28 protein-coding genes are annotated in these 26,971 nt (G+C 67.8%); 7 read left to right on the top strand and 21 right to left on the bottom strand.

Annotated features, from left to right (window positions below; all coding sequences use genetic code 11):
- Positions 1-140 precede the first annotated feature (140 nt).
- Positions 141-977 (top strand): bifunctional allantoicase/(S)-ureidoglycine aminohydrolase, encoded by an 837-nt coding sequence (locus BFF94_RS03665; RefSeq protein ID WP_128846950.1) that lies wholly within the window; start codon positions 141-143, stop codon positions 975-977.
- 295 nt (positions 978-1,272) lie between these two features.
- Here the strand turns inward: BFF94_RS03665 and BFF94_RS03660 are convergent, their stop codons facing one another.
- The 4 genes from BFF94_RS03660 to BFF94_RS03645 all read right to left on the bottom strand — a co-directional run bounded on the left by BFF94_RS03660 (position 1,273) and on the right by BFF94_RS03645 (position 3,594).
- Complete coding sequence (locus tag BFF94_RS03660; protein WP_164497757.1) at positions 1,273-1,653, bottom strand: hypothetical protein; 381 nt, start codon at positions 1,651-1,653, stop codon at positions 1,273-1,275.
- Positions 1,654-1,663: 10 nt separating this feature from the next.
- On the bottom strand, positions 1,664-2,077 hold the full coding sequence (locus BFF94_RS03655; protein ID WP_128846953.1) for a DsrE/DsrF/TusD sulfur relay family protein: 414 nt from the start codon (positions 2,075-2,077) through the stop codon (positions 1,664-1,666).
- Positions 2,078-2,092: 15 nt separating this feature from the next.
- On the bottom strand, positions 2,093-2,419 hold the full coding sequence (locus BFF94_RS03650) for a DsrE family protein (protein WP_128846955.1): 327 nt from the start codon (positions 2,417-2,419) through the stop codon (positions 2,093-2,095).
- A 380-nt stretch (positions 2,420-2,799) separates the two neighbouring features.
- On the bottom strand, positions 2,800-3,594 hold the full coding sequence (locus BFF94_RS03645; protein WP_128846961.1) for an aminoglycoside phosphotransferase family protein: 795 nt from the start codon (positions 3,592-3,594) through the stop codon (positions 2,800-2,802).
- A 238-nt stretch (positions 3,595-3,832) separates the two neighbouring features.
- Between BFF94_RS03645 and BFF94_RS03640 the strand changes: the two genes are divergently transcribed.
- Both BFF94_RS03640 and BFF94_RS03635 read left to right on the top strand, forming a co-directional pair.
- On the top strand, positions 3,833-5,950 hold the full coding sequence (locus BFF94_RS03640; protein ID WP_219139001.1) for a penicillin-binding protein 1A: 2,118 nt from the start codon (positions 3,833-3,835) through the stop codon (positions 5,948-5,950).
- A gap of 8 nt (positions 5,951-5,958) precedes the next feature.
- The gene (locus BFF94_RS03635; protein WP_128847440.1) at positions 5,959-6,570 is read left to right on the top strand and encodes a trimeric intracellular cation channel family protein; all 612 of its coding nucleotides are present in this window, start codon (positions 5,959-5,961) and stop codon (positions 6,568-6,570) included.
- A gap of 135 nt (positions 6,571-6,705) precedes the next feature.
- Here the strand turns inward: BFF94_RS03635 and BFF94_RS03630 are convergent, their stop codons facing one another.
- From BFF94_RS03630 to BFF94_RS03590, 9 genes are all read right to left on the bottom strand, one after another.
- A complete protein-coding gene (locus BFF94_RS03630; RefSeq protein ID WP_128847438.1) occupies positions 6,706-7,527 on the bottom strand; it encodes a heme ABC transporter ATP-binding protein in 822 nt (273 codons plus the stop codon).
- A 19-nt stretch (positions 7,528-7,546) separates the two neighbouring features.
- Complete coding sequence (locus BFF94_RS03625; RefSeq protein ID WP_219139000.1) at positions 7,547-8,635, bottom strand: FecCD family ABC transporter permease; 1,089 nt, start codon at positions 8,633-8,635, stop codon at positions 7,547-7,549.
- Positions 8,636-8,650: 15 nt separating this feature from the next.
- A complete protein-coding gene (locus BFF94_RS03620; RefSeq protein WP_219138999.1) occupies positions 8,651-9,568 on the bottom strand; it encodes a heme/hemin ABC transporter substrate-binding protein in 918 nt (305 codons plus the stop codon).
- Positions 9,565-10,656 (bottom strand): hemin-degrading factor, encoded by a 1,092-nt coding sequence (locus BFF94_RS03615; RefSeq protein ID WP_219138998.1) that lies wholly within the window; start codon positions 10,654-10,656, stop codon positions 9,565-9,567. The genes BFF94_RS03620 and BFF94_RS03615 overlap by 4 nt, the downstream gene beginning before the upstream one ends.
- 49 nt (positions 10,657-10,705) lie before the next feature.
- On the bottom strand, positions 10,706-12,973 hold the full coding sequence (locus BFF94_RS03610; protein ID WP_219138997.1) for a TonB-dependent hemoglobin/transferrin/lactoferrin family receptor: 2,268 nt from the start codon (positions 12,971-12,973) through the stop codon (positions 10,706-10,708).
- Between the two features lie 267 nt (positions 12,974-13,240).
- Positions 13,241-13,468, bottom strand: coding sequence for a hypothetical protein (locus BFF94_RS03605; RefSeq protein WP_128845649.1), 228 nt, complete (start codon positions 13,466-13,468; stop codon positions 13,241-13,243).
- Positions 13,469-13,666: 198 nt separating this feature from the next.
- Positions 13,667-14,050, bottom strand: a complete 384-nt coding sequence (locus BFF94_RS03600; RefSeq protein WP_128845646.1) for a DUF6232 family protein — start codon at positions 14,048-14,050, stop codon at positions 13,667-13,669.
- Positions 14,051-14,174: 124 nt separating this feature from the next.
- A complete protein-coding gene (locus BFF94_RS03595) occupies positions 14,175-14,435 on the bottom strand; it encodes a DUF2866 domain-containing protein (RefSeq protein WP_128845643.1) in 261 nt (86 codons plus the stop codon).
- Positions 14,436-14,641: 206 nt separating this feature from the next.
- Positions 14,642-15,808, bottom strand: coding sequence for a porin (locus BFF94_RS03590; protein WP_128845640.1), 1,167 nt, complete (start codon positions 15,806-15,808; stop codon positions 14,642-14,644).
- Positions 15,809-16,116: 308 nt separating this feature from the next.
- On the opposite strand from BFF94_RS03590, the gene BFF94_RS03585 reads away from it, so the two are divergent.
- Entirely contained in the window at positions 16,117-16,923 is an 807-nt protein-coding gene (locus BFF94_RS03585) for a MetQ/NlpA family ABC transporter substrate-binding protein (RefSeq protein WP_128845638.1), read from the top strand.
- A gap of 144 nt (positions 16,924-17,067) precedes the next feature.
- Here the strand turns inward: BFF94_RS03585 and BFF94_RS03580 are convergent, their stop codons facing one another.
- From BFF94_RS03580 to BFF94_RS03565, 4 genes are all read right to left on the bottom strand, one after another.
- Entirely contained in the window at positions 17,068-18,183 is a 1,116-nt protein-coding gene (locus BFF94_RS03580) for a succinylglutamate desuccinylase/aspartoacylase family protein (protein ID WP_128845635.1), read from the bottom strand.
- A 226-nt stretch (positions 18,184-18,409) separates the two neighbouring features.
- Positions 18,410-19,192 (bottom strand): ABC transporter substrate-binding protein, encoded by a 783-nt coding sequence (locus BFF94_RS03575; RefSeq protein WP_128845632.1) that lies wholly within the window; start codon positions 19,190-19,192, stop codon positions 18,410-18,412.
- Positions 19,193-19,418: 226 nt separating this feature from the next.
- The gene (locus tag BFF94_RS03570) at positions 19,419-20,339 is read right to left on the bottom strand and encodes a LysR family transcriptional regulator (RefSeq protein WP_162285563.1); all 921 of its coding nucleotides are present in this window, start codon (positions 20,337-20,339) and stop codon (positions 19,419-19,421) included.
- Between the two features lie 78 nt (positions 20,340-20,417).
- Complete coding sequence (locus BFF94_RS03565; protein WP_219138996.1) at positions 20,418-21,365, bottom strand: GlxA family transcriptional regulator; 948 nt, start codon at positions 21,363-21,365, stop codon at positions 20,418-20,420.
- 107 nt (positions 21,366-21,472) lie between these two features.
- On the opposite strand from BFF94_RS03565, the gene BFF94_RS03560 reads away from it, so the two are divergent.
- Both BFF94_RS03560 and BFF94_RS03555 read left to right on the top strand, forming a co-directional pair.
- Entirely contained in the window at positions 21,473-21,781 is a 309-nt protein-coding gene (locus BFF94_RS03560) for a DUF3817 domain-containing protein (protein ID WP_128845630.1), read from the top strand.
- On the top strand, positions 21,778-22,179 hold the full coding sequence (locus tag BFF94_RS03555; protein WP_128845627.1) for a CopD family protein: 402 nt from the start codon (positions 21,778-21,780) through the stop codon (positions 22,177-22,179). Before BFF94_RS03560 ends, BFF94_RS03555 begins: the two co-directional genes overlap by 4 nt.
- Positions 22,180-22,189: 10 nt before the next feature.
- On the opposite strand, the gene BFF94_RS03550 is transcribed toward BFF94_RS03555, so the two are convergent.
- The 3 genes from BFF94_RS03550 to BFF94_RS03540 all read right to left on the bottom strand — a co-directional run bounded on the left by BFF94_RS03550 (position 22,190) and on the right by BFF94_RS03540 (position 25,591).
- A complete protein-coding gene (locus BFF94_RS03550) occupies positions 22,190-22,783 on the bottom strand; it encodes a hypothetical protein (RefSeq protein ID WP_128845624.1) in 594 nt (197 codons plus the stop codon).
- A 213-nt stretch (positions 22,784-22,996) separates the two neighbouring features.
- Positions 22,997-24,385, bottom strand: a complete 1,389-nt coding sequence (locus BFF94_RS03545) for an NCS2 family permease (RefSeq protein ID WP_128845621.1) — start codon at positions 24,383-24,385, stop codon at positions 22,997-22,999.
- A 528-nt stretch (positions 24,386-24,913) separates the two neighbouring features.
- On the bottom strand, positions 24,914-25,591 hold the full coding sequence (locus BFF94_RS03540; RefSeq protein WP_128845619.1) for a TetR/AcrR family transcriptional regulator: 678 nt from the start codon (positions 25,589-25,591) through the stop codon (positions 24,914-24,916).
- 48 nt (positions 25,592-25,639) lie between these two features.
- Here BFF94_RS03540 and BFF94_RS03535 point away from each other — a divergent pair, with 48 nt between their 5' ends.
- Positions 25,640-26,305 (top strand): O-methyltransferase, encoded by a 666-nt coding sequence (locus BFF94_RS03535; RefSeq protein ID WP_128845616.1) that lies wholly within the window; start codon positions 25,640-25,642, stop codon positions 26,303-26,305.
- A gap of 118 nt (positions 26,306-26,423) precedes the next feature.
- On the opposite strand, the gene BFF94_RS03530 is transcribed toward BFF94_RS03535, so the two are convergent.
- Entirely contained in the window at positions 26,424-26,951 is a 528-nt protein-coding gene (locus BFF94_RS03530) for a DUF3455 domain-containing protein (protein ID WP_128845614.1), read from the bottom strand.
- Positions 26,952-26,971: the final 20 nt, after the last annotated feature.

The raw sequence follows: 26,971 nt of genomic DNA, 5'->3' as shown, positions 1-26,971 counted from the left end.
GGCCGACCGAACGAAGGCGCATGCGCTTTCAAGCCACCCCGGCAACGATGTCCCGCCGCCGCATGCGCGCCCCACGCGCGTGCGTGCCGCCCGATGCCGTTGGCGCCCGGGGCCGGACCAACCCATTGCCTGGATGCAATATGTCTAAGACAACGTATTACGCGCCGCATGGCGGCCACCCGCCGCAGACCGATCTGCTGACCGATCGCGCGATGTTCACCGAGGCGTACGCGGTGATCCCGAAGGGGGTGATGCGCGACATCGTCACGAGCTGGCTGCCGTTCTGGACGAACACGCGCCTGTGGGTGATCGCCCGCCCGCTGTCGGGTTTCGCCGAAACCTTCTCGCAGTACATCGTCGAAGTGAACCCGGGCGGCGGCAGTGACAAGCCCGAGCAGGACAAGAACGCCGAAGCCGTGCTGTTCGTCGTCGAAGGCGAAGCCGAGCTGACGCTGCAGGGCACGAAGCACGTGCTGAAGCCGGGCGGCTACGCGTTCATTCCGCCGGGCGCCGACTGGACGCTGCACAACGTCAGCGATGCCGCGGTGCGCTTCCACTGGGTGCGCAAGCATTACCAGGCCGTCGACGGCATTCCGCTGCCGGACGCGTTCGTGACCAACGAGCAGGACGTCGAGCCGATCCCGATGCCGGGCACCGACGGCGCGTGGGTGACGACGCGCTTCGTCGACATGAGCGACATGCGCCACGACATGCACGTGAACATCGTGACGTTCGAGCCGGGCGGCGTGATTCCGTTCGCCGAAACGCACGTGATGGAGCACGGCCTGTACGTGCTCGAAGGCAAGGCCGTCTATCGCCTGAATCAGGACTGGGTCGAGGTCGAAGCGGGCGACTTCATGTGGCTGCGCGCGTTCTGCCCGCAGGCCTGCTATTCGGGTGGCCCCGGCCGCTTCCGCTACCTGCTGTACAAGGATGTGAACCGTCACATGAACCTGTTGCTGAATCCGGCGCGTTAAGCGCTGCGCAAGCAGTCGGATGCGAAAGCCCGCCGGTGCATGCCGGCGGGCTTTTTTTCATTTCAGGTCTTCGTAGATTTTCGTGGAGGCCGCTTGTCGACCCATTGGAGCCGCTCAGCGAAGTTCGCGACCGTCCGCTCCCCAGCCTGCACGCGACTATCGGGAATCACCCCAACTCTCCGCTCAGCGACCGTTGCGTATGGTCGGGGCACCCCACTGACGGCATGCCGCAACGGTTGTGAGCGAAACGCAAGCATTCCATCCGGTCAGCAGAATGCGGTGCAGCCTTGAGCCGCTACCAGTGCCAGACCTGATCGAAGCGATCGAACAGGACGGGGATCTCGCCACGCGCGAGCAGCGTCAGGCCGCCGATGACATCTTCCTGTCCCAGTCCGCAGTCACGCATGTCCTCGGTGACCGCATACACGGCAACGCCGACGCCGATCATTTTGTCCAGATCCTTATCGAGCGCTGGCGGATGGACCTGCCGGCGCGTGCCGAAGGCGAGGCCGGTGGCATCCTGTCCGCGCGCTGCATAGTTCACGGCGCCTCCGCACAGCAGCAGGCTGATGTCCGCGCCGGCGTTTTTCAGCACATGGTTCAGCCACAGGATGGTGTCATCCTGTTCTTCCAGGGTAGCCCGGTACGCTGTCTCAACAATGCTCAGGATTTTCATGGCACGACTCCTATTTCGTCGGGATTACCAGCACAGCGTTGCTCTGGATCGCGGAGTCGAGAAAATCCTTCGGGCTACCTCGGCGGGGACCCTCAATCCAGTCACCTGCGCCGCGTTCGTCCACACACAGGCCGCAGTTGATCCAATCGAACTTGACTCCCTGCTGGGCAGCGAGTTGAAACAAGGCTGCCACCCAGTCCCTGGTTGTCGGGTGATCCTCCTCCTCCACGGACGTGCCCTTGACTGGATTGGCATGTGGGGCTTGCGCCTTCATGGTCAGATTGACTGCACCTTCGTAGGCGAACACCGTTACGTCGTGCCCCCGTCGCAGTGCGGCATCCACAATGCGCAGCGCCGTCGTGCTTGCTGCCTTTTCATACGGGGGATCCATTAGTGCCAGGGTCAATTTCATACCAATAGCCATCACGTTCTCCTTAATTCAGTGCCAAATGGCCTTGGTCCCAGCCACTAGGAGAAGATCCACGAGTTGTCCGATGTCCGCCTTCTGGACACCTTCCGCCAGCCGTTCGATCGCCCGTTCGCGCAGGGAAAATTCATCGGCAAGGACGGTGACGCCGCTGCGCGTCAGATCCGCATATCGCTCGCTGAATTTTGCCCCCGGGCGAGTGGAAAGCACGCCGTTCTGAACCAGGAACAGCGTGACCGTGTTTCCCCTCAGGCGTATGCCCCTGACCAGTTCCTCGACGTGCTCGGTATCTCCGGCACCATATGGACCGCGCGATTCTACGAACAGGTAATTTGCCATGTCAGCCTCCTGCCAGCCTCCAGCCCGAAGAAGCAGTTCCCACCGATGTGTTGCCCCTGTGTCGCGCCAGTCGCAACGGGCACTCGACTCGCCGTGCGGCGCGTGGGCCGCGCACAGCTCATGATCTGGGTATAGCAGAACGGACGGATAGTCCAAGTAGCGCTACGTGTCACAGCTCGGGAAGGCTTATGCGTGTGGTCACGCCGTTGTTGAAGCGCGGCACAGGGAGGCAGCTTGTCTGGAGAGTTACGGCCGGTACGGGCCGAGCAGCGGACATTCCCCGGCAGGCGCGAACGTCTCTTCCTGGCCGAGAGTCGCCAGTCTTCGCTGCGTTCCCCAGAAATTCACGATGAACCTGTGCTCATGGGCGATGCGTATTGCTATCGGTTGAGTGTGGCCGCCGCGAGCGTCGCGACCTGCAGCCGCGTATCGGGCGGCAGGCCGTCCTCCATCATCCACACGGCTGACAAACCCGACCACGCGAGAATCCACTGCAGCAGCCGGCGCCGGTCGAGCCGCGCGGCGTCGGCCACGAGCGCGACGCGCCGGTCAAAGCGCGCGGGATCGGCCGCGATGTCGGGCGCGGGATTGCAGAACAGGTTCGCGTAGTCGAACGCGCGATCGCCGCGCAGCCCTTTCGGGTCGATCGCGAGCCAGCCGCGGTCGCCGAAGTGGAGGATGTTGCCGTGATGGATGTCGCCGTGCAGGACGACTTCATCGACGGGTGCCTCCGCGAGCAACTGGCGCGCGACCGCCGCCGAGCGGCGCAGCACGCCATCGGCCGCATCGTTCGACAGCAGTGCGTAGAACCAGTCGTGCAGCGGCACGACCGCAGGCGGCTGCGGCGCACGATGCGCATGCAGCCGCGCGACGACGGCGCACGCGATGCGCATCGCGTCGTCGTCGTGGCCCGATGCCGAAAAACCGCCCAGCGTCGGCGCCGGCCGCGCGCGTTCGAGCAGGATCGCATCGGCGTCGTGCTGCCACACCTGCGCGGCGCCTTGCCCGTTCCACCAGGTCATCAACGCATTGCCGCGGCGCTCTTCGTCGCACGTGGCGACCTTCAGCATCGCGGGCCGCGCGTGCCAGACGACCGGCAGCAGGCCGCCGCTCGCGGTCAGGATCGGACCGCCGTCGGGAACGAGGCCCCACAGGCCGAGATATCGATCGAACATCAGACGATGGTACAGGCGAACCGGATCGCGCACAGCGCGGTTCGCCCGACGCTGCGTCACGGGGTCGCAAGTGTCGCGTGAACGGCCTCGGCGCGCTTTCCTAAATAAAATTTAGCCAGCCAAACTTTGGCTAAAGAATGTTCCGGTTTCGCGCCATCCCTTCGACAATGCGCGCCTTCCGTGACCGGTTGGCGCCTATCGCGCGCCGGCCGTCGCGGCATCGAAGAAGGAGCCCGACATGACCGATCACACCGCATCCCCACCGCCGCAACCCGCGCCGCCGCGCCGCCGCCGCGCGTGGCGCACGCTCGCGGGCGCGCTGCTCGGCCTGACGCTCGCCTGCGCGGGCATCGGCGCATGGACGATCCAGCGCATCTGGACGCAGTTGCCGTCCGTCGAGCACCTGGCCGTCTATCGTCCCGCGCTGCCGCTGCGGATCTTCTCGCGCGACGGCGACTTGCTGGCCGAATACGGCGTCGAGCGGCGCGAGTTCGTGCCGCTCGAACGCATCCCGCCGCTGATGCGGCAGGCTTTGCTCGCGGCCGAGGACGCGAAGTTCTACCAGCACGGCGCGGTCGACTTCGGCGGTCTCGCGCGCGCGACGTTCGCGAACGTCGTGACGGGGCAGCCGGGGCAGGGCGGCAGCACGATCACGATGCAGGTCGCGCGCAACTTCTACCTGACGCGCGACAAGGTGCTGAGCCGCAAGCTCGCCGAGATCCTGATGGCGGCCAAGCTCGAACGCGAATACAGCAAGGACAAGCTGCTCGAGCTGTACATGAACGAGATCTATCTGGGCGAGCGCGCATACGGTTTCGCGGCCGCCGCAAACGTGTATTTCGGCAAGCCGCTCGACGCGCTGAGCGCGGGCGAGGCGGCGGTGCTCGCGGGGCTGCCGAAGGCGCCGTCCGCGTTCAACCCGGTCGTCAATCCGGCGCGCGCGACCGCGCGGCGCAACTACGTGCTCGGCCGGATGCATGCGCTCGGCCAGCTCGACGACGCGACGTACCGCGCGGCCGTCGACGCGCCGATCGCGCTGGCAACCACGCCGCCGCCCGGGATCGTCGCGGCGCCGTACGTCGCCGAGCGCGCGCGCCGGATGATGGTCGAGCGCTTTCACGACGATGCCTATACGCTCGGCCTCGACGTGACGACGACGATCTCGATGCGCGACCAGCGTGCGGCCGAAGCCGCGCTCGACCGCACACTGAGCCGGCAGCCACGCGCGAAGCGCGATGCGCGCAACGGGCTCGAAGGCGCGCTCGTGTCGCTCGACGCGGCGACGGGCGACATGCTCGCGCTCGTCGGCGGCGCGGATTTCAGCCGCAACGTGTTCGACCATGCGTTGCAGGCGTACCGCCAGCCGGGCTCGAGCTTCAAGCCGTTCGTCTATTCGGCGGCGCTGGAGAAGGGCTACTTCCCGGGCGTGCTCGTCGACGATACGCAGCGCACGCTCACACGTGCGGAAACCGGCGCGCAGCCGTGGCGTCCGCGCAATTTCGGCAACCGCTACGAAGGCTTCATCGCGGTGCGGCGCGGGCTCGTGCGCTCGAAGAACCTGGTCGCGGTCAGCCTGATGCAGGCCACCGACGCGCGCTACGTGCAGCAGCACGCGGTGCATTTCGGTTTCGACGCGCAGCGCAATCCGGCGTCGCTGCCGCTCGCGCTCGGTGCGGGCGCCGTGACGCCGCTCGAACTCGCGAGCGCGTACAGCGTGTTCGCGAACGGCGGGACGCGGATGGAGCCGCGCCTGATCCTGTCGGTGAAGCAGCGCCACGGCGGCGCGATGTACGAGGCGACCGCGCCGGCAGGCGAGCGCGTCGTGTCGGCGCGCAACGCGTTCGTGATGGACAGCATGCTGCGCGACGTCGTGAAGGCCGGCACCGCGCGCGGCGCGCTTGCGCTGCGCCGCGACGACGCGGCCGGCAAGACGGGCACGTCGAACGGGTCGAAGGACGTGTGGTTCGCCGGCTACTCGTCGGGCATCGTCGCGGTCGCGTGGCTCGGCTACGACACGCCGCGCCCGATGGGGCGCGCGACCGGCGCGACGCTGGCGCTGCCGGTCTGGCTCGACTACATGAAGACGGCCGTCGACGGGCGTACGCCCGTCGATGCGACGCCGCCGCAGGACGTCGCGCTGGTCGACGGCGACTTCGTCTACGCCGAATACGCGCGCGGCACGTGTACGGCCGACGTGCCGGCGTATATCCGCAGCCGCTTTGCGTGCGGCGGTGCGCCGGCAACCGATGCGCCGGACGCATCGGGCGACAGCGGCAAGCGCGACGAACCGATGCCCGCGGCGGTCGATGCGGCCGAGCGCGAACGCGTGCTCGACCTGTTCCGGACCGACGACTGACGCGCACCATGCATACGCTCTATCTGATTGCGATCGTCGCGGAAGCGATGTCGGGGGCGCTGATGGGCATGCGCCGCGGGATGGACCGCTTCGGGCTCGCGCTCGTCGGCGCGGTGACGGCGCTCGGCGGCGGCACCGTGCGCGACGTGCTGCTCGGCCACTATCCGCTCGGCTGGATCGCCCATCCGGAGTACCTCGTGATCACGCTCGTCGCGGCGACCGTCGCGTCGTGGGCCGCACGGCATGTCGCGCGGATGAAGACGCTGTTCGTCACCGTCGACGCGATCGGCCTCGCGGCGTTCACGATCATCGGCTGCGACGTCGGCGCGGCGACCGGCACGGCGCCGATCATCGTCGTGCTGGCCGGCGCGATCACGGGCGTGTGCGGCGGGATGCTGCGCGACCTGCTGTGCAACGAGATGCCGCTGATCCTGCGCGAGGAACTGTACGCGAGCGTCGCGTTCGTCACGGGCACGCTGTATGTCGGGATGCAGCATCTCGGCATCGATGCGGGCTTCGCGACGGTGGTCGCGCTGGCGGCCGGATTCTCGATGCGGATGCTTGCCGTGCGGCTCGGGTGGAAGATGCGGGCCTTCGGCGCGGCGGACGTCGAGCATTGAGCGCTCGCGGCCGCGCCGGCAGTTACACGGTCGCGGCGTCGCGGACGTACAGGCTGATGCGGATCATCGGAAGCGGCACGCGGGGTCTCCTCGAAGGGGATGCGCGAATGATCCCGAGTGCAATGCACGCCCGCGCTAAGCGGGCACCATCACCGGCGGCGCACCGTCGCCGGATTCCACCATCTTCACCGCGAATCCGTAGCACTGCGCGATATGGGCAGGCGTCATCACATCCCGCGGCGTGCCGTGCGCGACGATCGTGCCGTTGGCGAGCATCGCGATCGTATCCGCGTGCCGCGCGGCGAGATTCGGGTCGTGCACGATCGCGAGCACGCCGAGCTGCCATTCGCGCGCAACGGCGCGCACGGTGTCGAGCAGGCGGTGCTGGTGCGCGAGATCGAGCGCGGCGGTCGGCTCGTCGAGCAGCAGGTAGCGCGGGCCGCTTTCCATCGCGTCGTCGTCCGGCCATAGCTGCGCGAGCACGCGAGCGAACTGCACGCGGGCGAGTTCGCCTCCGGACAAGGTCGTGACGTCGCGGCCGACGAGCGCATCGGCGCCCGCGCGTTCGAGCGCGCGCCACGCGATGTCGCGATCGCGGTGCGATGTTGCACCGCTGCGCCGCGCATGCGGATAGCGGCCGAGCAGCACGATTTCGTCGACGCTGAACGGGAAGGCCGGCTGTGCGGCCTGCGGCAGCACAGCGCGCAGGCACGCGAGCCGCGGCGCATCGATGCGCGCGAGCGGTTCACCATTCAGCGTGACGTCGCCCGTCACGCGCACGCCGTTCGGCGCGACGCTGCCGGTCAGTTCGCCGGCGAAGGTCTTCAGCAGCGTGCTCTTGCCCGCGCCGTTGCGGCCGAGCAGCGCGGTTACGCGGCCGGGTTCGATCGACAGCGACAGGTCGCGCAGGATGGCGTTGTGTCGGCGGGCGACGTCGAGATGGTGAGCGGTCAGCATGGTCGTCGTGAAGAAAGGATTACCCGCCGAGCGCGCCGCGGCTCTTCCACAGCAGCACGAGAAAGAACGGCGCGCCGAGCAGTGCGGTCAGCACGCCGAGCGGAATTTCGGCGGGCGCGGCGACCGTGCGCGCGGCGAGATCGGCGGCGAGCGTCAGCAACGCGCCGAGCAGCGCGGCGCCGGGCAGCACGATCCGCTGGTCGGGGCCGCATGCGAGGCGCACGCAATGCGGCGCGACGAGCCCGATGACGCCGATGATGCCCGCGCACGACACCAGCGCGCCGACCGCGAGCGCGACCGCGACGAGCACGCGCCGCTTCAGCCGCTGCACGGGTACGCCGAGATGCAGCGCCTCGGTTTCGCCGAGCTGCAGCGCGTTCAGCGCATCGCGTTCGCGCGCGAGCAGCACGCAGCCGATCGCGACGCACGGCGCGACGGCCGCCAGCGCGGACCATTGCGCGCCGCCGAGGCTGCCGAGGCTCCAGAAGGTCAGCGAGCGCAGCTGCGCGTCGTCGGCGACGAACGTGAGCAGCCCGATCGCCGCGCCGACCAGCGCATTGATCGCGATGCCGGCGAGCAGCAGCAGCGGCAGCGCGAGCCGGCCGCGCGACGCGGCGAGCCGGTAGACGAGCGCCGCGACCGCGAGCGCGCCCGCGAACGCGGCGACGGGCAGCGCGGCCGCGCTCACGTGTGCGGCAACGAGCGCGGGGCCGAGCACGATCATCGTCGTCGCGCCGAGCGCCGCGCCGCTCGACACGCCGACGAGCCCCGGATCGGCGAGCGGATTGCGGAACAGCGCCTGCATCGCGGCGCCGGTTGCGCCGAAGCCGCCGCCGACCAGCAGCGCGAGCACGACGCGCGGCGCGCGGATGTCGAACAGCACCGCGCGCGCCTGCTGCGCGGCCGGATCGCCGGTCAGCGCGGCCCACGCTTGCGCGAGCGGAATGCGATAGGCGCCGACGCACAGCGCGACGACGGACATCGCACACACGAGAACGGCGAGCGCCGCCAGCGCGAACGGCGCAAAGCGGCGCGACGTGCCGGCGCGCGAGGCGTCGGCGCGAGACGTGGCCGGCGGTGCGGGGAAAGGCGAAGCATGAGCGGGCATCGGGTCGATCCGGAATCAGGCAAGTGCATCCGACAGGCGTCGGTGCAGGGTCGTGACGGCGAGCGGCAGGCGCGGGCCGAAGCCGAGCAGGAACAGCGCATCGAGCGCCACCACGCGCTGTGCGCGGCCGGCCGGCGTCGCGCCGAAGCCGGGCGTCGCGAGCAGCGCGGCACGGCCGCCGACGGCCGCGAGCCCTTCGTCGGAGATCAGCACGACGTCGGGTGCGGCGGCCGCGAGCGCCTCGGTCGTCAGCGGCTTGTAGTGATCGAAACCCTGCATCGCGTTGCGCGCGCCCGCATAGCGGAGCATCGCATCGGCGGCCGTGCGCTGGCCGGCGACGAGCGCCTGGTTGCCGGTATGGTTCAGCACGAACAGCACGCGCGGCGGCTGCGCGCCGCTGGGCACGCGCACGGCGACCGCGTCGCGCGCGGCCAGCCAGTCGCGATCGAAACGCTGCAGCAGCGCGGCGCCCGCGTCGCGCACGTCGAGCGCCTGCGCAACGCCCGTGATTTTCGCGCGCACCGATGCGACGTCGTGGCGTTCGTCGAACGTCGTCACCGCGACGCCGGCGTTTTTTACCTGCGCGATCGCAGCGGGCGGGCCGGCTTCCGCCGACGCGAGCACGAGATCGGGCCGCAGCGACAGCAGCCCCTCGGCCGACAGCGCGCGCTGGTAGCCGACCTTCGGCAGGCGCTTCGCGGCGTCGGGGTACGTGCAGGTCGTATCGGCGCCGACGAGCCGGTAGCGGGGCGTCTCGGCGCCGCCGAGCGCGAACGCGGTTTCCGCGAGCGCGCCGCCGATCACGACCACGCGCTTCGGCGCGGCCTGCGCAACCTGCGCGAGCACGCTGCCGGGCAGCACGCCCGCGAGCGCGCCGGCCGCCGCGCCCGCCAGCACCGCGCGGCGGCGCGGATCGAACGGCCGCGCGCTCACCGCGCGTCCCCGCGTGCCGCCGGCGGCAGCGTCGCGACGAGCGCGCGCCAGTCGTCGCGCTCGACCTTGCCGGGCTTGCGCTCGCCGAACAGCAGCGCAACGTGGTCGCCCTGCCGGTCGAACAGTTCGAGCGACGTAACGATGCCGTCGCTCGTCGGCTTCTTCACGACCCATGCGGCGGCGATCAGGTCTTCGCGCACGTGCAGGTTGAAGCCCGGATCGAGCACGTTGATCCATGCGCCGACCTCGCGCACGTTCGCGACGGGGCCCGTATGGATCTGGATCATCCCCGCATTGCCGACGAACACCATGATCGGCTGGCCGCTTTGCGCAGCCTGTTCGAGCACGTGGCGCAGCGCACGCGCGGTTTCGACCGGATACGCGTAGTGCGGATCGGCGAGGCGCAGCGCCTGCATGCGGCTCACGCCGAAGCGCTGCGTGATGCCGAAGAACTGGTGCGTGTCGGTCATCGCGTCCCACGCGGCGCGGAAGCCCGCGATGTCGATCTCGGTGTCGGCGCGCTCGGGTGCTTTCGGCGCGGCGGGTGCGACGTCGAGGCCCGGCTGCTGCGACGGCGCGCGCCAGCGCCCGACGAACGCGTCGTACGCGGCGTGATCGCTGTGCGCGCGCAGGTAGACCTTGTGGATCGCATGGCCCTGCGCGTCGAAGAACTGCAGGCTCTTCAGCGGGCCGTGCGCGGTCTCGTCGCGCACCGCGAACGCCGACACCCACCGACGATAGAAGATGCGCAAGTCGATATCGCCGAGCGCGAGGCCGACGGGGCCGTCGTGGCTCATCTGCGCATATTCGCCGTCCTTCTCGTGGACGGCCGTGTCGTTGCGCGTGAGCGCCATCACGCGGCCGAGGCGCGGCATCTCCTCGAACATCGCCGGAAAGCGCGCGTCGAGCCGCACGACGTGCTCGCCGACGAACGCGGCGAGCGCCTCGCCTTCGCTGACGCCGAGCGCCAGCGCGACGTCGCGGTTGCGCAGCTGGCGCTCGGTCTTGAGCTTGATGAACGCATCGCGCAGCGCGGCGGCCGCGCGGGCAGGCGTGGCCGGTTGACCGGGAAGGGCGGATTGCATCATGTCGGACTCCTTCAAGTAACGGTTGGGGTGGCAGCGCGGGCGACGCGCATCAGAAATCCACTTTCATGCTGACGGCGACCGTGCGACCGGACGACGTATACGCATCGAGCACCTGCGAATCGGCCGCGATGCCGCGCACGTCCGACCAGTTCCAGTACTTGCGGTCGAACAGGTTGCGGATGCCGATCGTCGCGCTGACGTGCTTGTTGAAGCGATAGCCGCCGCGCAGGTCGACGACGAACGACGACGGCGGCGTGAAGCACGTCTTGTTCGAACAGTCGGACTTGTCGATGTCCTTGTCGCGTTTCGCGGCCTGGAACAGTAGGTCGGTCTGCACGTACCAGCGCTCGCCCGGCTCGTAGCGCACGCCGAACACGGCCGAGAACGGGTTGACGGTGTTGAGCGGCTGGCTGGCCGCGTCGTTGTTCTGCGTCGAGCCTTTCGTGAACGCCATCGCCGTCTTCAGCGTGATGCCGTTCGGCATCGCCCATTCGGCGCGGCCTTCGAGGCCGTGGATGCGCGCGTCGGCGAAGTTCACGTACTGGAACACGAACGGGTCGGCCGGCCGGCCGCTGCCCGCGATCGTCGTGCGCGAGATGAAGTTGCGATAGCGGCCGGTGAACGCGGCCGCGCTGTAGCGCACGACGCCGTAGCCGGTGCCGGCCTTGCCGCGCAGGCCCGCTTCGAACGTGTCGCTCGTCTCGGGCTTCAGGTTCGGGTTGCCGATCGACGTGTAGCCGTACACCGGGTTCGAGAAGCTGCTGTTCACCTGGTCGGGCGTCGGCGCGCGGAAGCCGTGCGCGTACTGCACGTACGGAATGGCCGCGGGTGTGATCTCGTAGAGCACGGCGACGCGCGGCGACAGTTCGTTCGCGCTCGTCGACACGGCCTTGCCGGTGAACAGCGGATCGTTTTCGGTCGGGCTCAGCCGGTACGTGTCGAAGCGCAGGCCCGGCGTGACGAGCAGGCGGCCGTAGCCGATCTGGTCCTGCACGAACGCGCCGAACAGCGTGTAGTCGGTGTCGGGAAACGCCTTGTTCGGGAATGCCTCGCCGACGCCCGGCACCGTGCCGTCGCGCAGGTTCGTCACGCGCGACAGGCTGCCGTCGACGCCAGCCAGCAGCTTGTGCGCGAGCGGGCCGGTCGAGAAACCGCTTTCGGCGAATGCCGAACCGCCGAAGGTGCGTTCCTTGTACTGGTTGTCGCGCGAACGCGAAGGCTGCCTGCCGCGCGTCTCGAACGCGTACTGATCCTGCTTCGCGTCCTGGTAGTAGAACTGCACGTGCGCGGTCTGGAACCAGCGGAATGCATCGTCGCGGAAATCGTAGTCGACGCTGAAGCGGTTGCGCTCGAGCCGGTCGTTCGTCGTGAGACCGAGCGTGGCCGGCGCATTGATCGCGGACAGCACGTCGGTGCTCACGCGCCGCTGCACCGTTTCGGCGGTGAACTTGATCGTGTCGCGCGCGGTGGGCGTCAGCACGAGTTTGCCGAGCAGCGATTCCGAATAGACGTCCTGCGGGTTCGACGTCGTGCGCAGCGTGCTTGCCGAGTTGTTGCTGCCGCGCGTGTCGACCTCGTGGCCGCGCCGGCCGTCGGCGATGATCATCCCCTGGATGCGATCGTTGCCGCCCGCGGCCGACACGGTCGCGCCGATGCTGCGGTCGGCCGAGTCGTAGCTCGGCCGGAACGAGAAGTAGGTGGGCTTGTTGTAGATCGACAGCAGGTCGCGCGGATCCTTCGTGATGAAGTTCACCGCGCCGGTCAGGCCGTCGCTGCCGTACAGCGCCGAGGCCGGCCCGCGCAGGATCTCGATGCGCTTGAGCGTGTCGAGATCGGCGTAATCGCCGCGGCCCGCTTCGAGCGGGCCGAACGAGAACGCATTCGGCAGGCGGATGCCGTCTTGCATCAGCAGCACGCGATTGCCTTCGAGGCCGCGGATGTTGATGCTCGAATCGCCGTCGCGGCCGCCGCCGAGCGCGGCGCTGCCGGGCCGGTACGCGGTGCGGCGCACCGTGATGCCCGGCTCGTAGCGCAGCGCGTCCTTGATGTTGGTGGCTTGTTGTTCCTCGAGATCCTCGTCGGTGATCACCGATACGGACGCCGCCGTGCGGCTCGCCGCGGTGGCGGTGCGGGTGGCCGTGACGGTGACGGGGTCGAGCAGCGCCGCGGCGCCGCGCGTGGACGCGGCGACGACGGCGGCAGGAGGCGGGGTGGCGCCTTGCGGCGACGAATCGGCGTGAGCCGGGGCAGCGGACAGGCCGAACGCGCCGAACAGCGCGGCGCAGATCGGCCGCCGCGCCAGCGGATAGCAATGCACAGGTGGTCTCCCATTGACGATGACAAGCCCGAAGGCTGGCTGGGTGACGCGTTCACCTGGCTGGCCCGTGCGCGCGCAGGATGCGGCGAACGGCGAATTGAAAGACAACTGACAACTTTACCAGTGTAAATGAGAATCATTATCAACACAAGATGGAAGGCATCCTGTGTGGGTGAGCGCTTACCAGCGCGGCCCGGGCGAGCCGCGGCGGGAAATTCGGGACAACGCGCCGGGCTAGCGCCGGCCCGTTATTAGCGTGAACAGGCTCTAGGCCAGCGCTTCGATGCGGATCAACAGGTTGCGCGCATGCGCGATGAACGCATCGTGCGTCGCGCGATCGCCGTGGCTTTCGAGGCCCGCCTGTTCGGCGAACGCGATCTGTTCGGTATAGAGGTCGACGAGCGCACGGCGCGCGTCAGGGGGAAGCGCGCGGATCATCGACACGATCAGCAGTTCCTGCGCGCGAAGCATGCCGGACAGCGATTGGACGTTCATGCCGACCTCCTCGGACGATGCGGCGGCGGGCCGCTCATTCCATACTAGGCGGTTGGCGTACGCGGTGGAGGTGCGGTGCCGGCGAGGATGCAGCGGAACGGGATTCGATGGGGACGGCGCGGTCGTGGCGGCGCGAGCCGAAACTCGCCGCGCGCATCCGGACACCGCGAGCCGAAGCGTGCAAGGGGGCGAACGGAATCAGCCGGCAGCCTTCGCGGCCTGGGCATCGCGGACGACCTGCGCGACGCGTTCGACGAACTCCGCGTCGACGCTCGACAGCGCTTCGCGTTTGCCGTCGGGCATCTCGACCATCAGGCGATACGTGATGTCCTGCGTGACCCATGAGAGATAGCCGACGACGGCGAGCATCACGCCGACGACGAGTGCGGCGCTCGATGCGCCGATGCCGCCCGCGATGGCGGTGGCCGCGCCGATCAGCGAGATCAGCGACGGAACGAGGCGGTTCTTCGGAATCTTGACGACGTCGACCTGGCGGATGTCGCGCAGTGCGAATACCTGCCCGGCAGCCGACAGGCCGTTGCGCGTGATCGTCACGCCGCGTTCGTTGAATGCGTTTTCCATCGTGTGTTGCGTGGACGAAAACGCGCAGCGTAGCAGGTTTCGTTGCCGCGTCAAACGAGACCGACTGCCGCACGACGCGTGCGGGGCGGCCGAAAGGCGGGAAGCGGGTGGAGCGGGAAGGCGTTCAGAATTGGAGCCGGCCGTCGCCGTAAAGCCGGCCCGGCACGTGCGATGCGACGACCTCGGCGATCTCTTCGTCGGTCGATTCGGCCGGCACGATCTGGCGCCGCGCGGGCGCGTCGAGATGCATCGTCCATTCGACGAGCCGGTACGGGCGGCCCCACGGGCGCTGCATTTCGACTGATACGCGGCAGCTCTGGACCGGTATCGAGTGTTGGCACGTCAGAATCGCGTGCAGATGGCTGAAAACGGTATCTTCGATCATCATGGCCTCCGATCCTGTCTTGTGGGCAATCGATGGCGGCGCCGTCGGCATGTAAAAAAAAAGCCGCCGATGTTCAGGCGGCCAACAGGGGGGGTGAGAGCATCCTCTCAGCCCAGAATTAAGCGAAACTTAAAAGCACATAAAAAAGCGCCCCGCGTGGAGCGGGGCGCTTCTTGCCGTCGTGATCCGCGAGTTAAGCGGATGCTTTAGAACTTGTGACGGATACCGACGCGAGCGGCGAGCTGGTTCGACGCACCGTTGCCCGACGTGTTGAAGTAGCTCGTGCTCGAACCGATCTGCGCTTGCACGTTGTTGCCCGACGCCTTCTGGTAGACGACCAGGCCGTACACGTCCGTACGCTTGCTGAGCGCGTAGTCCAGCGCCAGGTCGCCCTGGTTCCAGTGTGCCGAGCCGCCGTTTTGCGTTGCGTTCGTGTACGTATAGCCCGCTGCTGCCGACAGGGCCGGCGTGATTGCGTACTTCAGGCCAGCTTCGTATGCGTTGTAGAACGTGCCCGATGCGCCGGCTGCGACCGGGGTGAACTGCGTGCGCGTCCACAGGGCCCATGCCGTTGCCGGGCCGAAGATGTAGCGGCCGCCGACGCCGTACGTGCGCAGGTCGCGGATGTTACCCGTGCTGATGTTCGCGATCGTCGTCGAGAATGCCGGCGTCGACTGGCTCGGGAAGCGGATGTCCGTGTAGGCCGCGCCGAGTGCGAACGGGCCGTTCGCGTAGTTCACGCCGAAGCTGTATGCACGCGACGAGCCGCCCGTGTTCGTGGTGCCCGTGCCCGCTGCGCCAGCGAAGTCGGTCGAGTTCGAGAAGCCGTACAACGCGCCGAACGTGAAGCCGGCGTAGTTCGCGCTCTGGAACTTCACCGAGTTGTTGATGCGGCTCGACGTGAGCTGGTCGACGTCGTTCACGTGGTACGCGTAGTTACCCGCGACCGTGTTGCCGCCCGTCGAGTAGTTCGAGCCGAGGACGTCGGTCGAGAACGAGTACTGACGACCGAGCGTGACCGTGCCGAATTGCGACTGGCTCAGGCCGACGTAGGCCTGGCGACCGAAGATGGTCGACGACGTCGAGGTGCTTTGGCCGAGGGCGCCCGTGCCGCTGTTGAAGCCGTTTTCGAGCACGAAGATCGCCTTCAGGCCGCCACCGAGGTCTTCGGTGCCGCGCAGGCCCCAACGGCTGCCCTGGGCAACGCCGTCGTCATACTTGAACAGCTTGCTGCTGCCGCCGCTGGCGGTCTTGCTGTGGTTCACGTAGCTGATACCGGCATCGATGACGCCGTACAGGGTCACGCTGCTTTGTGCGTGGGCCGTGCCGGCCGTTGCTGCGAGGACGGCGATGGTCAACAGTTTCTTGTTCAAAGGATTCTCCGAGCGAATAAATGGCGTGTCCAGTTGCGGTTCCGGCGCTCTCTATGGGCGCTTTCACGGACCAGCGGCGACTTTATCGGTGGGCCACGTAATGAATATGACAGTGACTGTCATATGAAGAATGTGTGGTGCCGATGCGACACTGGATTCTGCCCGGTTGTATAGCCGGGAGTTATACCGATTAAGACTGAGATTCGACCCGACTCAGGAATATGCACATGAAATAAGCTTGGTTGGTGCTGTTCGGGCCCCGTGCCACGATCCGTGCTCCAACAAACGACACGGGACAAGAGGACACCATGCGACGTTCGATCCTGACCGGCCTCGGCGCACTCGCCGCAGCGCTGGCATTCGCGGCGCCCGGCGCGCACGCCGACCCGCAAACGCTGAAGATCGGCACGATGAGCGGCCCCGACGCGCAGATCTGGACCGAGGTGACGAAGGTGGCCGCACGCGAAGGTCTCGCGATCAAGGTCATCGAATTCAACGACTACGTGCAGCCGAACGCGGCGCTCGATTCCGGCGATCTCGATGCGAACGGCTTCCAGCACCAGCCGTTCCTCGATAGCCAGGTCAAGCAGCGCGGCTACCGGATCGTGAACGTCGGGCTGACCTACACGGCGCCGATGGGCTTCTATTCGAAGAAGATCAAGTCGCTGAAGGACTTGCCGGCGGGCGCGAAGGTCGGGATCCAGAACGATCCGTCGAACGGCAACCGCGCGCTGTTGCTGCTGCAGAAATACGGGGTGATCAAGCTGAAGGCGGGCGCCGGCACGAACGGCGTGAACGCGACGCCGCTCGACATCGCCGAGAATCCGAAGAAGATCAGGATCGTCGAACTCGATGCCGCGCAGTTGCCGCGCGCGCTGCCCGATCTCGATGCCGCGTCGATCAACACGGACTATGCGGTGAAGGCGGGGCTCACGCCGGCGAAGGATGCGATCGCGATCGAGGATCTGCGCGGGCCGTACGCGAACCTGATCGCGGTGCGCGCGCAGGACAAGGACAAGCCGTGGGTGAAGAAGCTCGTCGCGGCCTATGAATCGGACGACGTGCGCAAGTTCATCGACCAGAAGTTCGGCGGTGCGATCGTGCCGGCGTTCTGAACGGTCTTTCGCGCGTACCGGCCGGCGGCGGATCGCCGGCCACCGGCGCTCCGGAAAGCAAATCGCCCGCGCAAGCGGGCGATTTCGCTGGTACGCGCGGGTTCGTGTCGGTGCGCGCCGTCGCCCGGCGCGCGGGCCGGGCGCTCAGGCCGACAGCAGCGAACCCGTGCGGATCGCGGTCGCGCCGGCAATCCGCGCGACTTCCATGCCGGCCGTCGCGAAACGCACGATCTGACGCGCGTACAGCACGCCCGATACGCTGCTTTTCAGCGTGACGACGCGATCGGTCAGCGGATCGACGATGTCGGCCACTTCCTGGCCGGCCTGGATCATCGCGCCGACCGGCGTGCGGAACACGATCACGCCCGACACGGGCGCGACGAGCGGATCGGTGCCCGCGAGCGGTGTGGCCGGATGCGCGAGCGGCGGCAACGGCGCCGGCGTGCCTTCGACGACGCCGCGCTCGGTCAGGTATTCGACGATCGCCTGCGCGTCCTTTTCGGCGAACTCGTACGACACGTCGCGTTCGCTGCGCAGTTCCACCGTGACGGAAATCGCGCCGTTCGGGATCGGGAAGCGGTCGCCGAAACGGTCGCGCAGATCCGACCAGCAGAAGCTGTGGATCTCGTCGAACGGGTTGCCGACCGAATTCAGCGCGAGCAGCGACGCCTGCGCGTCGAGATAGCGCGACAGCGGCTCGACGTCCGGCCACAGATCGGGATTCGTATAGAGGTGCATCACCGCATCGCTGTCGCAGTGCAGGTCGAGCACGATATCGGCATCGAACGACAGCTTCTGCAGCGCGAGGCGCTGCGAGTCGAGTTCGGTGCGCGGCTTCTGCTCGTCGAGCGCTTCGCGCATCGCGGCGCGCACGGCGGCGAGGTTGCGCTGCGCGTCGTTCGTGAGCCGGCTTTCGACGCGCGGCAGCACGAGCGCCGCGAGATCGTAGAAATTGCGGTTGAAGTTCTGCATCGAGCCGAGCTCGAAGCGGCCGAGGTGATCGCCGAACACGTGTTGCGACAGGCCGATCGGGTTCGGCACGGGCACGATGACGACTTCGCCACGCAGCTTGCCGGCCGTCTCGAGCGCGGCGATCTTGCGGCGCAGCAGCGTGGCGACCAGCATGCCGGGCAGTTCGTCCGCGTGCAGCGACGACTGGATGTAGACCTTCTTGCCGCCGCGCGGGCCGTAATGGAAGCTCGTGATCTGGCGTTCGGTACCGACGGCGGGGGAAATCAGCGGATGGGTCTGCGTTTGCATGATGAGGGAGGGCGGCGCAGCCGCGAATGATCCGGTGTGCGTGGGAGATCGATTGTACGTTGCCTGCGTCGCCGCCATCAAACCGGCGCCGGAACACGAAATTTTTCTTTGAGAATCATCAGGTTGGCGCGGAAAAAATAACGCTCCCGGCGGCGCGCGCGCAAAAAAAACGGGCTCCGCAAGGAGCCCGTTTGTGCGTCGACGCGAATCGCGCCGGTTCGCGGTGTTACTTGCCGTAGACGTCGAAATCGAAGTACTTCTTCGCGATCTTCTCGTACGTGCCGTCCTTGCGCATGCCGGAGATCGCGCCGTCGATCTTCGCCTTCAGGTCGGTGTCTTCCTTGCGCAGGCCGATGCCGGCGCCGTTGCCGAGCGTCTTCGGATCGTCGATATCCTTGCCGGCGAAATCGAAGTTCGCGCCGCGCGGCGTCTTCAGGAAGCCGATCTCGGCTTGCACCGCGTCCTGCAGCGCGCCGTCCAGACGGCCGGAGATCAGGTCGGCGTAGACCTGGTCCTGGTTCTGGTAAGGCACGACGTTCACGCCCTTCGATGCCCAGTAGGTCTTCGCGTAGGTTTCCTGGATCGTGCCCTGCTCGACGCCGACCGACTTGCCCTTCAGCGATTCGGCCGTCGGCATCAGGCCGGTGCCCTTCTTCGTGACGAGGCGCGTCGGCGTGTTGAACAGCTTCTCCGAGAACGCGATCTGTTCCTGACGCGCCGGCGTCATCGACATCGACGACAGCACGCCGTCGAACTTGCGGGCCTTCAGCGCCGGGATCATCCCGTCGAAGTCGTTTTCGATCCACACGCACTTCGCCTTGATGCGGCGGCAGATTTCGTTGCCGAGGTCGACGTCGAATCCGACCACCTTGCCGTCAGCGCCTTTCGATTCGAAAGGCGGGTAGCTTGCGTCGACGCCGAACCGCACGGTCGTCCAGTCCTTCGCGTACGCGCTGCCGGCCGATACGGCGAGCAGGGCCACGGTCACAGCCGCAAGAATCTTTTTCACTCGGTGACTCCTCATTTTGTTCGATGGGTGCGCGGTTGTGCCGCGCCGTAAGCCTTCGGTCCGGCGCGGCTTCGCGTCGGACTGTCCGTTTCGCCTGCCCGATGCGGGCGCGCGACGTGCGGAAGATTATCAAGACAAAATACCGGCAGGGCGCCTAGGACAAGCCCCGATACCGGGCCCGGCGGCAGCGCCTCCGATGCGCGGCCGTTTCAGACACAGGAACGATTCAGCCGAGCGTTTCGTTGACCGCCCGCTGCAGGCACGTGACGAATTGCGATACGGCGGGCGTGGGCAGCAGGTCGCGTCGCGCGATGATCGACAGGTCGAAGCGCGGCATGCTTTCGTCGAGTTCGGCCGTGCGGATGCCGAGCGGCGCGACCATCGCGGCGAGCGGGCGCGTGAAGCAGCCGATCACGTCGGAGCGCGCGACGAGCCCGAGCGTCACCGCGAACGACATCGGCGATCTCAGCAGGCGCTTCGGCAGCGGCAGCCCGCGCGCCTCGAACATCGCGATCATCACGCTGTGCGGAAACTGCTCGGCGCCGACGGTGACGATCCACTCGGCGTCGAGCAGTTCCTCTAACCGGCGCGCGTGCGCGAGCGGGTGGCCTTCGCGCATCACGACGGTGAATTCGGTCGACAGCAGCGGCAATTGCGTGAAATCGCGGTCGAGCGTGGGCACATGGTGCATCGCGGCGATGTCGAGCGTGCCGTTGCGCAACTGCGCGAGCGCGTCGGGCACCGTCACTTCCTCGAGATGCAGGCTGACGTTCGGCATCGACTGGCGGAATGCCGTCACCGCGTGCGGCAGCGCCGTCAGCGCGATCGACGGCATCGTGCCGACCGCGACGCGCCCCGACATCTCGCCTTTCACCTGCTCGACGGCCTCGACCGTGCGCCGGATGTCGCCGAGCAGTTGCTCGGCGCGCGGCAGCAGCGCATGGCCGCAGGCAGTCAGCTCGACGCCGCGCACGCTGCGTGCGAGCAGTTCCGCGTTGAGCGCCGTTTCGAGTTCGCGGATCATGTGCGTGATCGCGGGCTGCGTGACGCCGAGCTCGCGCGCGGCGGCGCGCAGGCTCTTGTGATGTGCGGCGGAGACGAATGCCTGGAGCTGCGCGATGTTCAGGGGGTTGCGGATGCGGGTCATCGATCGGGTCCGGTTGGCGCGACAGTGTGGCGGACGAGGCAGGGCGGCGGAGGTTTTCGGTAGTGATCCTGATGAATGTCACGCACCGGAGCGTGCGCGGAACGCGTGGCGATACCGCTGCGGCGACGTGCCGACGATGCGCGCGAACCGCTCGCGAAACGCGGTGACCGAACCGAACCCGGCTTCCGTCGCGACATGCTCGATCGACAGCTCCGTGACCTCCAGCAACTGCTGCGCATGCCTGACGCGCGCGGTCTGCAGCCATTGCCGCGGCGACGTGCCCGTCTGTTCCTGAAAGCGCCGCGTCAGCGTGCGCACGCTCGTCGACGCCTTGCGGGCCATCGCATCGAGCGTGAGCGGCTTGCGCAGGTTCGCCTGCAGCCAGTCCATCAGGCTTTGCAGCCCGTCGGTGCCGGCCGGCCATTCCGGTGCGATGAACTGCGCCTGCCCGCCTTCGCGCACGCGCGGCGCCACCGCGTAGCGCGCGGCATCGACGGCGACCGCCGCGCCGTAGTCGGCCTGGATCATGTGCAGGCACAGATCGAGGCCGGCCGCGGCGCCTGCCGACGTCAGGATCTGCCCGTTGTCGACGAACAGCACGTTCGGGTCGACCTCGACGTTCGGGTAGCGGCGTGCGAGTTCGGCGGCCGCGAGCCAGTGCGTCGTCGCGCGCAAGCCGTCGAGCAGCCCGGCTTCCGCGAGCACGAACGCGCCGCTGCAGATCGACGCGATCCGGCAACCGCGCGCGGCCGCCGCGCGCAGTGCGGCGATCACGCGGCGCGACGTGGGCGCGAGCGGCACGGACGTGCCGGGGACGACGATCGTATCGGCATCGGCGAGCGCATCGAGACGAAACGGGGGCCGCAGTTCGAACAGGTCGCCGGCGACGCGCGGCTGCTCGCTGCACACGCGCACGCGGTACGCGTGGGCAACGCCGGGCGAACGCACGCGCGCGAACGTGTCGCATGCGACGCCCAGATCGAACGGCACGACTTCGGGCAGAGCGAGAACGGCGAGCGTGTGCATGACGGTCGAGGCCGTGGCCAGAATCCGTTTAAAGATGGCATTTTAGCCAATGGCCCGGGTGCGCACCACACGCGACAATCATCGCGGACCAATCTGGAGCCCTGTCGATGAAACAAGACGATCGTAATGCGTTACGGAACCTGCAATACCTGTCGCTGCTGGAGGCGACCACGCTCGTCGTGCTGGTGTGCGTCGCCGTGCCGCTCAAGCATCTGGCCGGGTATCCGGTCGCGGTATCGGTCATGGGCCCGGTTCACGGCATCGCTTTCGCGATGTACCTGTGGGCGGTCGTCGGCACCGCGTCGAGCGGGCTGTGGAGCAAGGGCGAGGTCGCGCGGCTCGTGCTGTCGGCCGTCGTGCCGTTTGCGGGGCTGGCGAGCGCCGGATGGATCGCGCGCAGGAGGCACGCGCGATGACCTACCTGCTGCTGAAGGCCGTGCATGTCGTCGCCGTCGTCACGTTCGTCGGCGGGCTGCTGATGCTGTCCGTCGGCGTTCGTATCGCCAACCTGGCCGTGCATCGCGCGGTGCGGCGCTGGGATCGCACGGTGACGGCGCCCGCGCTCGCGCTCGTCTGGATCACGGGCATTGCGATCGCGCTGAACGGTCACTGGTTCGGCGCCGCGTGGCTCTCGGTGAAGCTGGTCGTCGTCACCGCGCTGTCGGCGCTGCACGGGGTGCTGGCCGGCACGTTGCGGCGCATGGAGCGCGACGATCTCGTCGTCGCGCCCGCGCGATGGCTCGAGCAGGCGGCGGGCGCGGTCGTGGTCGCAGCGGGGATCGTCGTCGGGCTGGTCGTGATCAAGCCGTTCTGACGCGTCGGGTCTACGCCAGCGCCATCTCGACCGCCGCCAGCGTGCGCCGCCGGATCCAGCCGCTCCCCAGCCGTATCGCAAGCCAGTACGGCATGAACAGCCAGCGTGTGCGTGTGCTCGGGCAGTGGACGAAGGTTTCCGTGCGCAGCACATGTGCGCCCGATGGGAGCCCGATGACCTCGAACCGGAGCACCAGCTTCGCGTCGGCCGGGTCGTCGTGCCGCACGAAGGCCGCTGCGTCGGCGATCGCTCGCACGTCGGGCGTCGGTCGCCAGAAGCGTCCGACGAGGCCGAGCGACAGCGACGTGTCGTCGCGGTGCAGCAGTGTGAACGTGTCGAAGCCGAAGCGCGCGTGCTCGGTTCGGGCCGGCCCGTTGCCGAGCGCGCCGGCGATTGCTGCCGGAAACTCGCGCACCGTGAGCAGCGCGTCGATGACCGGATCGGCACGCATGTCGAGCGACGCGACGGCGTCGATGATGCGCGCGGGCGGCGCGCCGATCGGCTGCGATTCATGCACTTCGTGGAAGCCGAACGACGGGATGAACGGCGGCTTGCGCGCCGAGGTCCGGGTGCTCGATTCGGGGACGATGCCGAGCGCGTTCATGGCGGCTCCTGAAGGCAAAACGAGATCGTAGCACTGGGCGCGGATTCGCGTCGAGCCGCTGCCGCGACGCTTCGCAAGTCGTGCCGCGCCGACAAAAAAAGCCTGGAAACTCGCGTTCCCAGGCCTTGAGGCCATCAACGATGATGGTGGAGGAGACGTTGTCGTCCCGATGCGCGCCGCCCTTCTGCCGGCGGCGTCGCGCATCATCGGAGGTCAGATTGCCCAGCCGCCGAGATAGAAGGTGACGAGCACGGCCGCGATGAGCACGGTGCCGACATTGAGCTTGCGGAATTCGCCGCTGGCAACGCGGCCGATCACGAGCGTCGAGAAGCCGAGCATGATGCCCGTCACGATGTTCGCAGTCAGCACGATGAACACCGCGCACACGAGGCCCGACATCGCGTCGACCATGTCGTCCATGTGCAGCTTGCTCACGCTGCCGAGCATCAGCAGGCCGACATACATCAGCGCGGGGGCCGTGGCGTACGACGGCACGAGGCCCGCGAGCGGCGAGAAGAACATCACGACGAGGAACAGCAGGCCGACCACGGCTGCCGCGAGGCCCGTCTTCGCGCCGGCGGCCACGCCGACGCTCGACTCGATGTAGGCCGCCGCCGGCGCGCCGCCGAGGAAGCCGGAGAAGATCGAGCTCAGCGAATCGGCGGTCAGTGCACGGCCGCCGTTGATGATGCGGCCGTTCTCGTCGAGCTGGCCGGCTTGCCCGGCGACCGCGCGGATCGTGCCGGTCGCGTCGAACACGGCCGTCATCACCAGCGCCAGCACGCTCGGCAGCACGGCCATCGACAGCGCGCCCTTGATGTCCATCGCACCGATCAGCGACGCATGGCCCGGCGCGCTCAGCGACGGCAGCGCGAAGACGCCGTGGTATTTCACGGCCGGATCGAACACGAGGCCGAAGATCGAGATCGCGATCACGACGAGCAGGATGCCGCCCGGCACGCGACGCTTTTCGAGGCCGAAGATCGCGGCGAGGCCGACGACCGACATGATGACCGGGAGCGCGGTGATCTGGCCGAGCGAGACCGGCAGGCCGGCGCCCGGGTTCTTGATCACGAGCCCGACGTCGTTCGACGCGATCAGCAGCAGGAACAGGCCGATGCCGATGCCGGTGCCGTGCGCGACGCCCGCGGGCAGGTTGCGCAGGATCCACGAGCGCACGCCGGTGACCGAGATGCCGGTGAACACGAGGCCCATCAGGAACACGGCGCCGAGCGCGACCGTCGGATGCAGCCCCTTGCCGAGCACGAGGCCGAACGCGGTGAACGCGGTCAGCGAGATCGCGCAGCCGATCGCGATCGGCAGCTTTGCCCACAGGCCCATCAGCAACGAACCGAACGCGGTGGTGAGGCAGACCGCGACGAACACGGCGCTCGTGTCGAAGCCGGCCTTGCCGAACATGCCGGGCACGACGAACACGGAATAGACCATCGCGAGGAAGGTGGTCACGCCCGCGACGATCTCGCGGCGCTGCGTGCTGCCGCGCGACGAAATGCCGAAGTACCGGTCGATGACTCCCTGGGTGCCAAAGTCAGTTTCTTTCGCGCCGACGCCGACCGTCGGCTGCACCGGGGTATCACTCATGAGCTTGCTCCTTTATCAGCATGCTGAAACGGCCCGTAGCGAACCGTCGTCAGGGTGTCTCGTATCTGGTTGGGATTTATCGGCAACGTCAGGGGGACGAATGACGCGTGATCCGTGTCGTCCTGCGCGAATCGAAACGATCGCGAGGGTGTCGCGTCGTACGACGCGTTGTGTGGTCGACCCCGTCACGTGTGCTTTGCCGTAGCGAAGGTTAGGCGAACCGCCCATCACGTCCCATTGGGCGAAGAGCATGCAGCGCATGTCGCAGCGCTTATATCGGCGTGAAACGGGACTCCGTCGCGACGAAACGCGTGTATACGCCTAGTTCGAATCCGTTAAGGCGATTATTTGAAGGCGGGGGCGACGGGCAGGGCGGAAGCGGGTGATGCATCGAGTATTACGAATGTCTTTCGTTGCGGCCGGGGAGGCCGGCGGAAACGGATGCGCGTGACGGGATGGCCGCCGCGCGCAACCTGCATTCGGACGAACCCGCCGTCGCGCACGTGCCCTTCTCGCCCTCGTCCGGCCTCAACGGTGCGCGAGATGCGCGAGGTACGCGCAGAACATATCGGCCATGGCGGCCGAATATGCGTCGATTTCCCCGGGCGTGCGCTCGCTTTCCGAAAACGCCTTGCCGGCTGTGGTGAGCGTGGTCTTGATCAGGTCGCACGCGAGGGCGCGCGTCGCGTCCGGCGCATCGGGCAGCGCTTCCCGCATGAACGCGTGGAAGATGCGGTTGCCCGCCGCCTTCACTTCCTGCGCCTCGGGGGCGTCGCGATAGAGGGGCGCGGCGTCGTCGAGTGCGATGCGCATGGACGCCTCGTCGCATTCCGAACGGATGAACGCGTGGACGGCCGTGCGCAGCCGCTCGGGCGGCGTCTTCCGCGTGTCCTGCAGCATCCCGCACAGCATCTCGGACGTCTGCCGCCATTCGTCGTGCTGGAGCCGGAACAGCACGGCCGCCTTGTTCGGGAAGTACTGGTACAGCGAGCCGACGCTCACGCCGGCGCGCTCGGCGACCCGCGCCATCGTGAAGCGCTGCGCGCCTTCGGTCGCCAAAACCTGAATAGCGGCCTGGAGGACGTCTTCGACGAGACGGGTCGAGCGGGCCTGCCGAGGCTGTTTGCGCGAGGCGATCGGGGCGTTGCGGCGGTCGGTCATGACGGGTCTGCCAATGCGAATAGTAAAACCTGAATAGTTCGTCATATTCTAGTCGGGCGTACTGACGCACTCAACCAGACACCGGAGATTCGCATGACCACCCTGATTCACGACCCGCTGGCGTCGTTGCTCGCGCGCCTGTTCGACGAAGCCGACGCCTCGTCGCCCGCATCGAGCCCGGACTTCGCCGACCTGTCGCACGACGAGCACGTGCGGCTGATGCGCAGCAAGACCGATTACACCGATTTCTATGCGCGCCTGAAGGACTATCCGCTCGCGGTGTCGCGCGAGACGGGCACGCTGCTGTACATGCTTGCGCGCGGCTGCGGTGCGCGGGCGATCGTCGAATTCGGCACGTCGTTCGGCATTTCGACGCTGCATCTCGCGGCCGCGCTGCGTGACAACGGCGGCGGTCGGCTGATCACGAGCGAATTCGAGCCGTCGAAGGTCGTGCGGGCGCGGGCGAACCTGGCCGCGGCCGGGCTGGCCGATCTGGTGGAGATTCGCGAGGGCGACGCGTTGCGCACGCTGGCCAGTGATCTGCCGGATACGGTCGATTTGCTGCTGCTGGACGGTGCGAAGGCGTTGTATCCGGAGATTCTCGAACGGGTCGAGCCGCGGCTCGGGACGGGGGCGTTCGTCGTGGCCGACAACGCGGAATACAGCCCCGACTACCTCGCTTACGTGCGCGCGCCGGAAAACGGCTATCTGTCGGTGCCGTTCGGCGGCGATGTCGAATTGTCGATGCGGATACGCTGAGCGCTGCGCAACCGAAACGATGGCAGGCAGCTACGCATAAAGGATAGGATGACTGATCGATTGGGCGCGTGAAGGAAGACGCCGCGATGGCGCCCGGCGCTTCGGGCGCCGTCGCGCGTCACTTCAGGAACACGTATCGCGCGAAATACGGAAAGCGGCCGATCGCATGCTCGGTCGAACACGCAACCTCCGGCGGCGTGCCGCCCGACGTGTCGAGCCGCTGCACGAAGCGCACGCCGGCGAGCGTGCCTGTCGTGCCCGCCGCGGCCGGCGTCGTCGCGAGCAGGAGTTGCGGAATGCTGCCCGGGCGCGTGCTCGGCGCTTCCGCGAGTTTCTTGCCGGTAATGCGGCTGCCGTCGAGCGCTTCCCACGAGGGCCCCGCGCCATGCCGGACGACGAGCGTGCCGCCGGCGTCGAACAGCATCGCCTCCGGACGCTGGAATGCCCACGCGAGCCGGTGTGCGGGGTCGTATTCGCAAGCGTAGATCTGCACGCCGGTCGCGGTGGTCGACAGCACCGGCGTCGCCGGCTCGGGTGGCGCGAGACCGGCAGCCTCGTCGGCGTACGCCGGCGCGGCGCAGGCCGCGAATGAAAGGCCGGCCGCGACGGCCAGCAGCATGTCGCGTTTCGGGGAGCGGCTTGGCATGGCGGGGCGTCCTGTCAGGT

The organism is Burkholderia catarinensis, from assembly GCF_001883705.2.
In the GTDB taxonomy this organism is placed as follows: Bacteria; Pseudomonadota; Gammaproteobacteria; order Burkholderiales; family Burkholderiaceae; genus Burkholderia; species Burkholderia catarinensis.
This window is presented reverse-complemented; position numbering and strand designations above follow the sequence as displayed.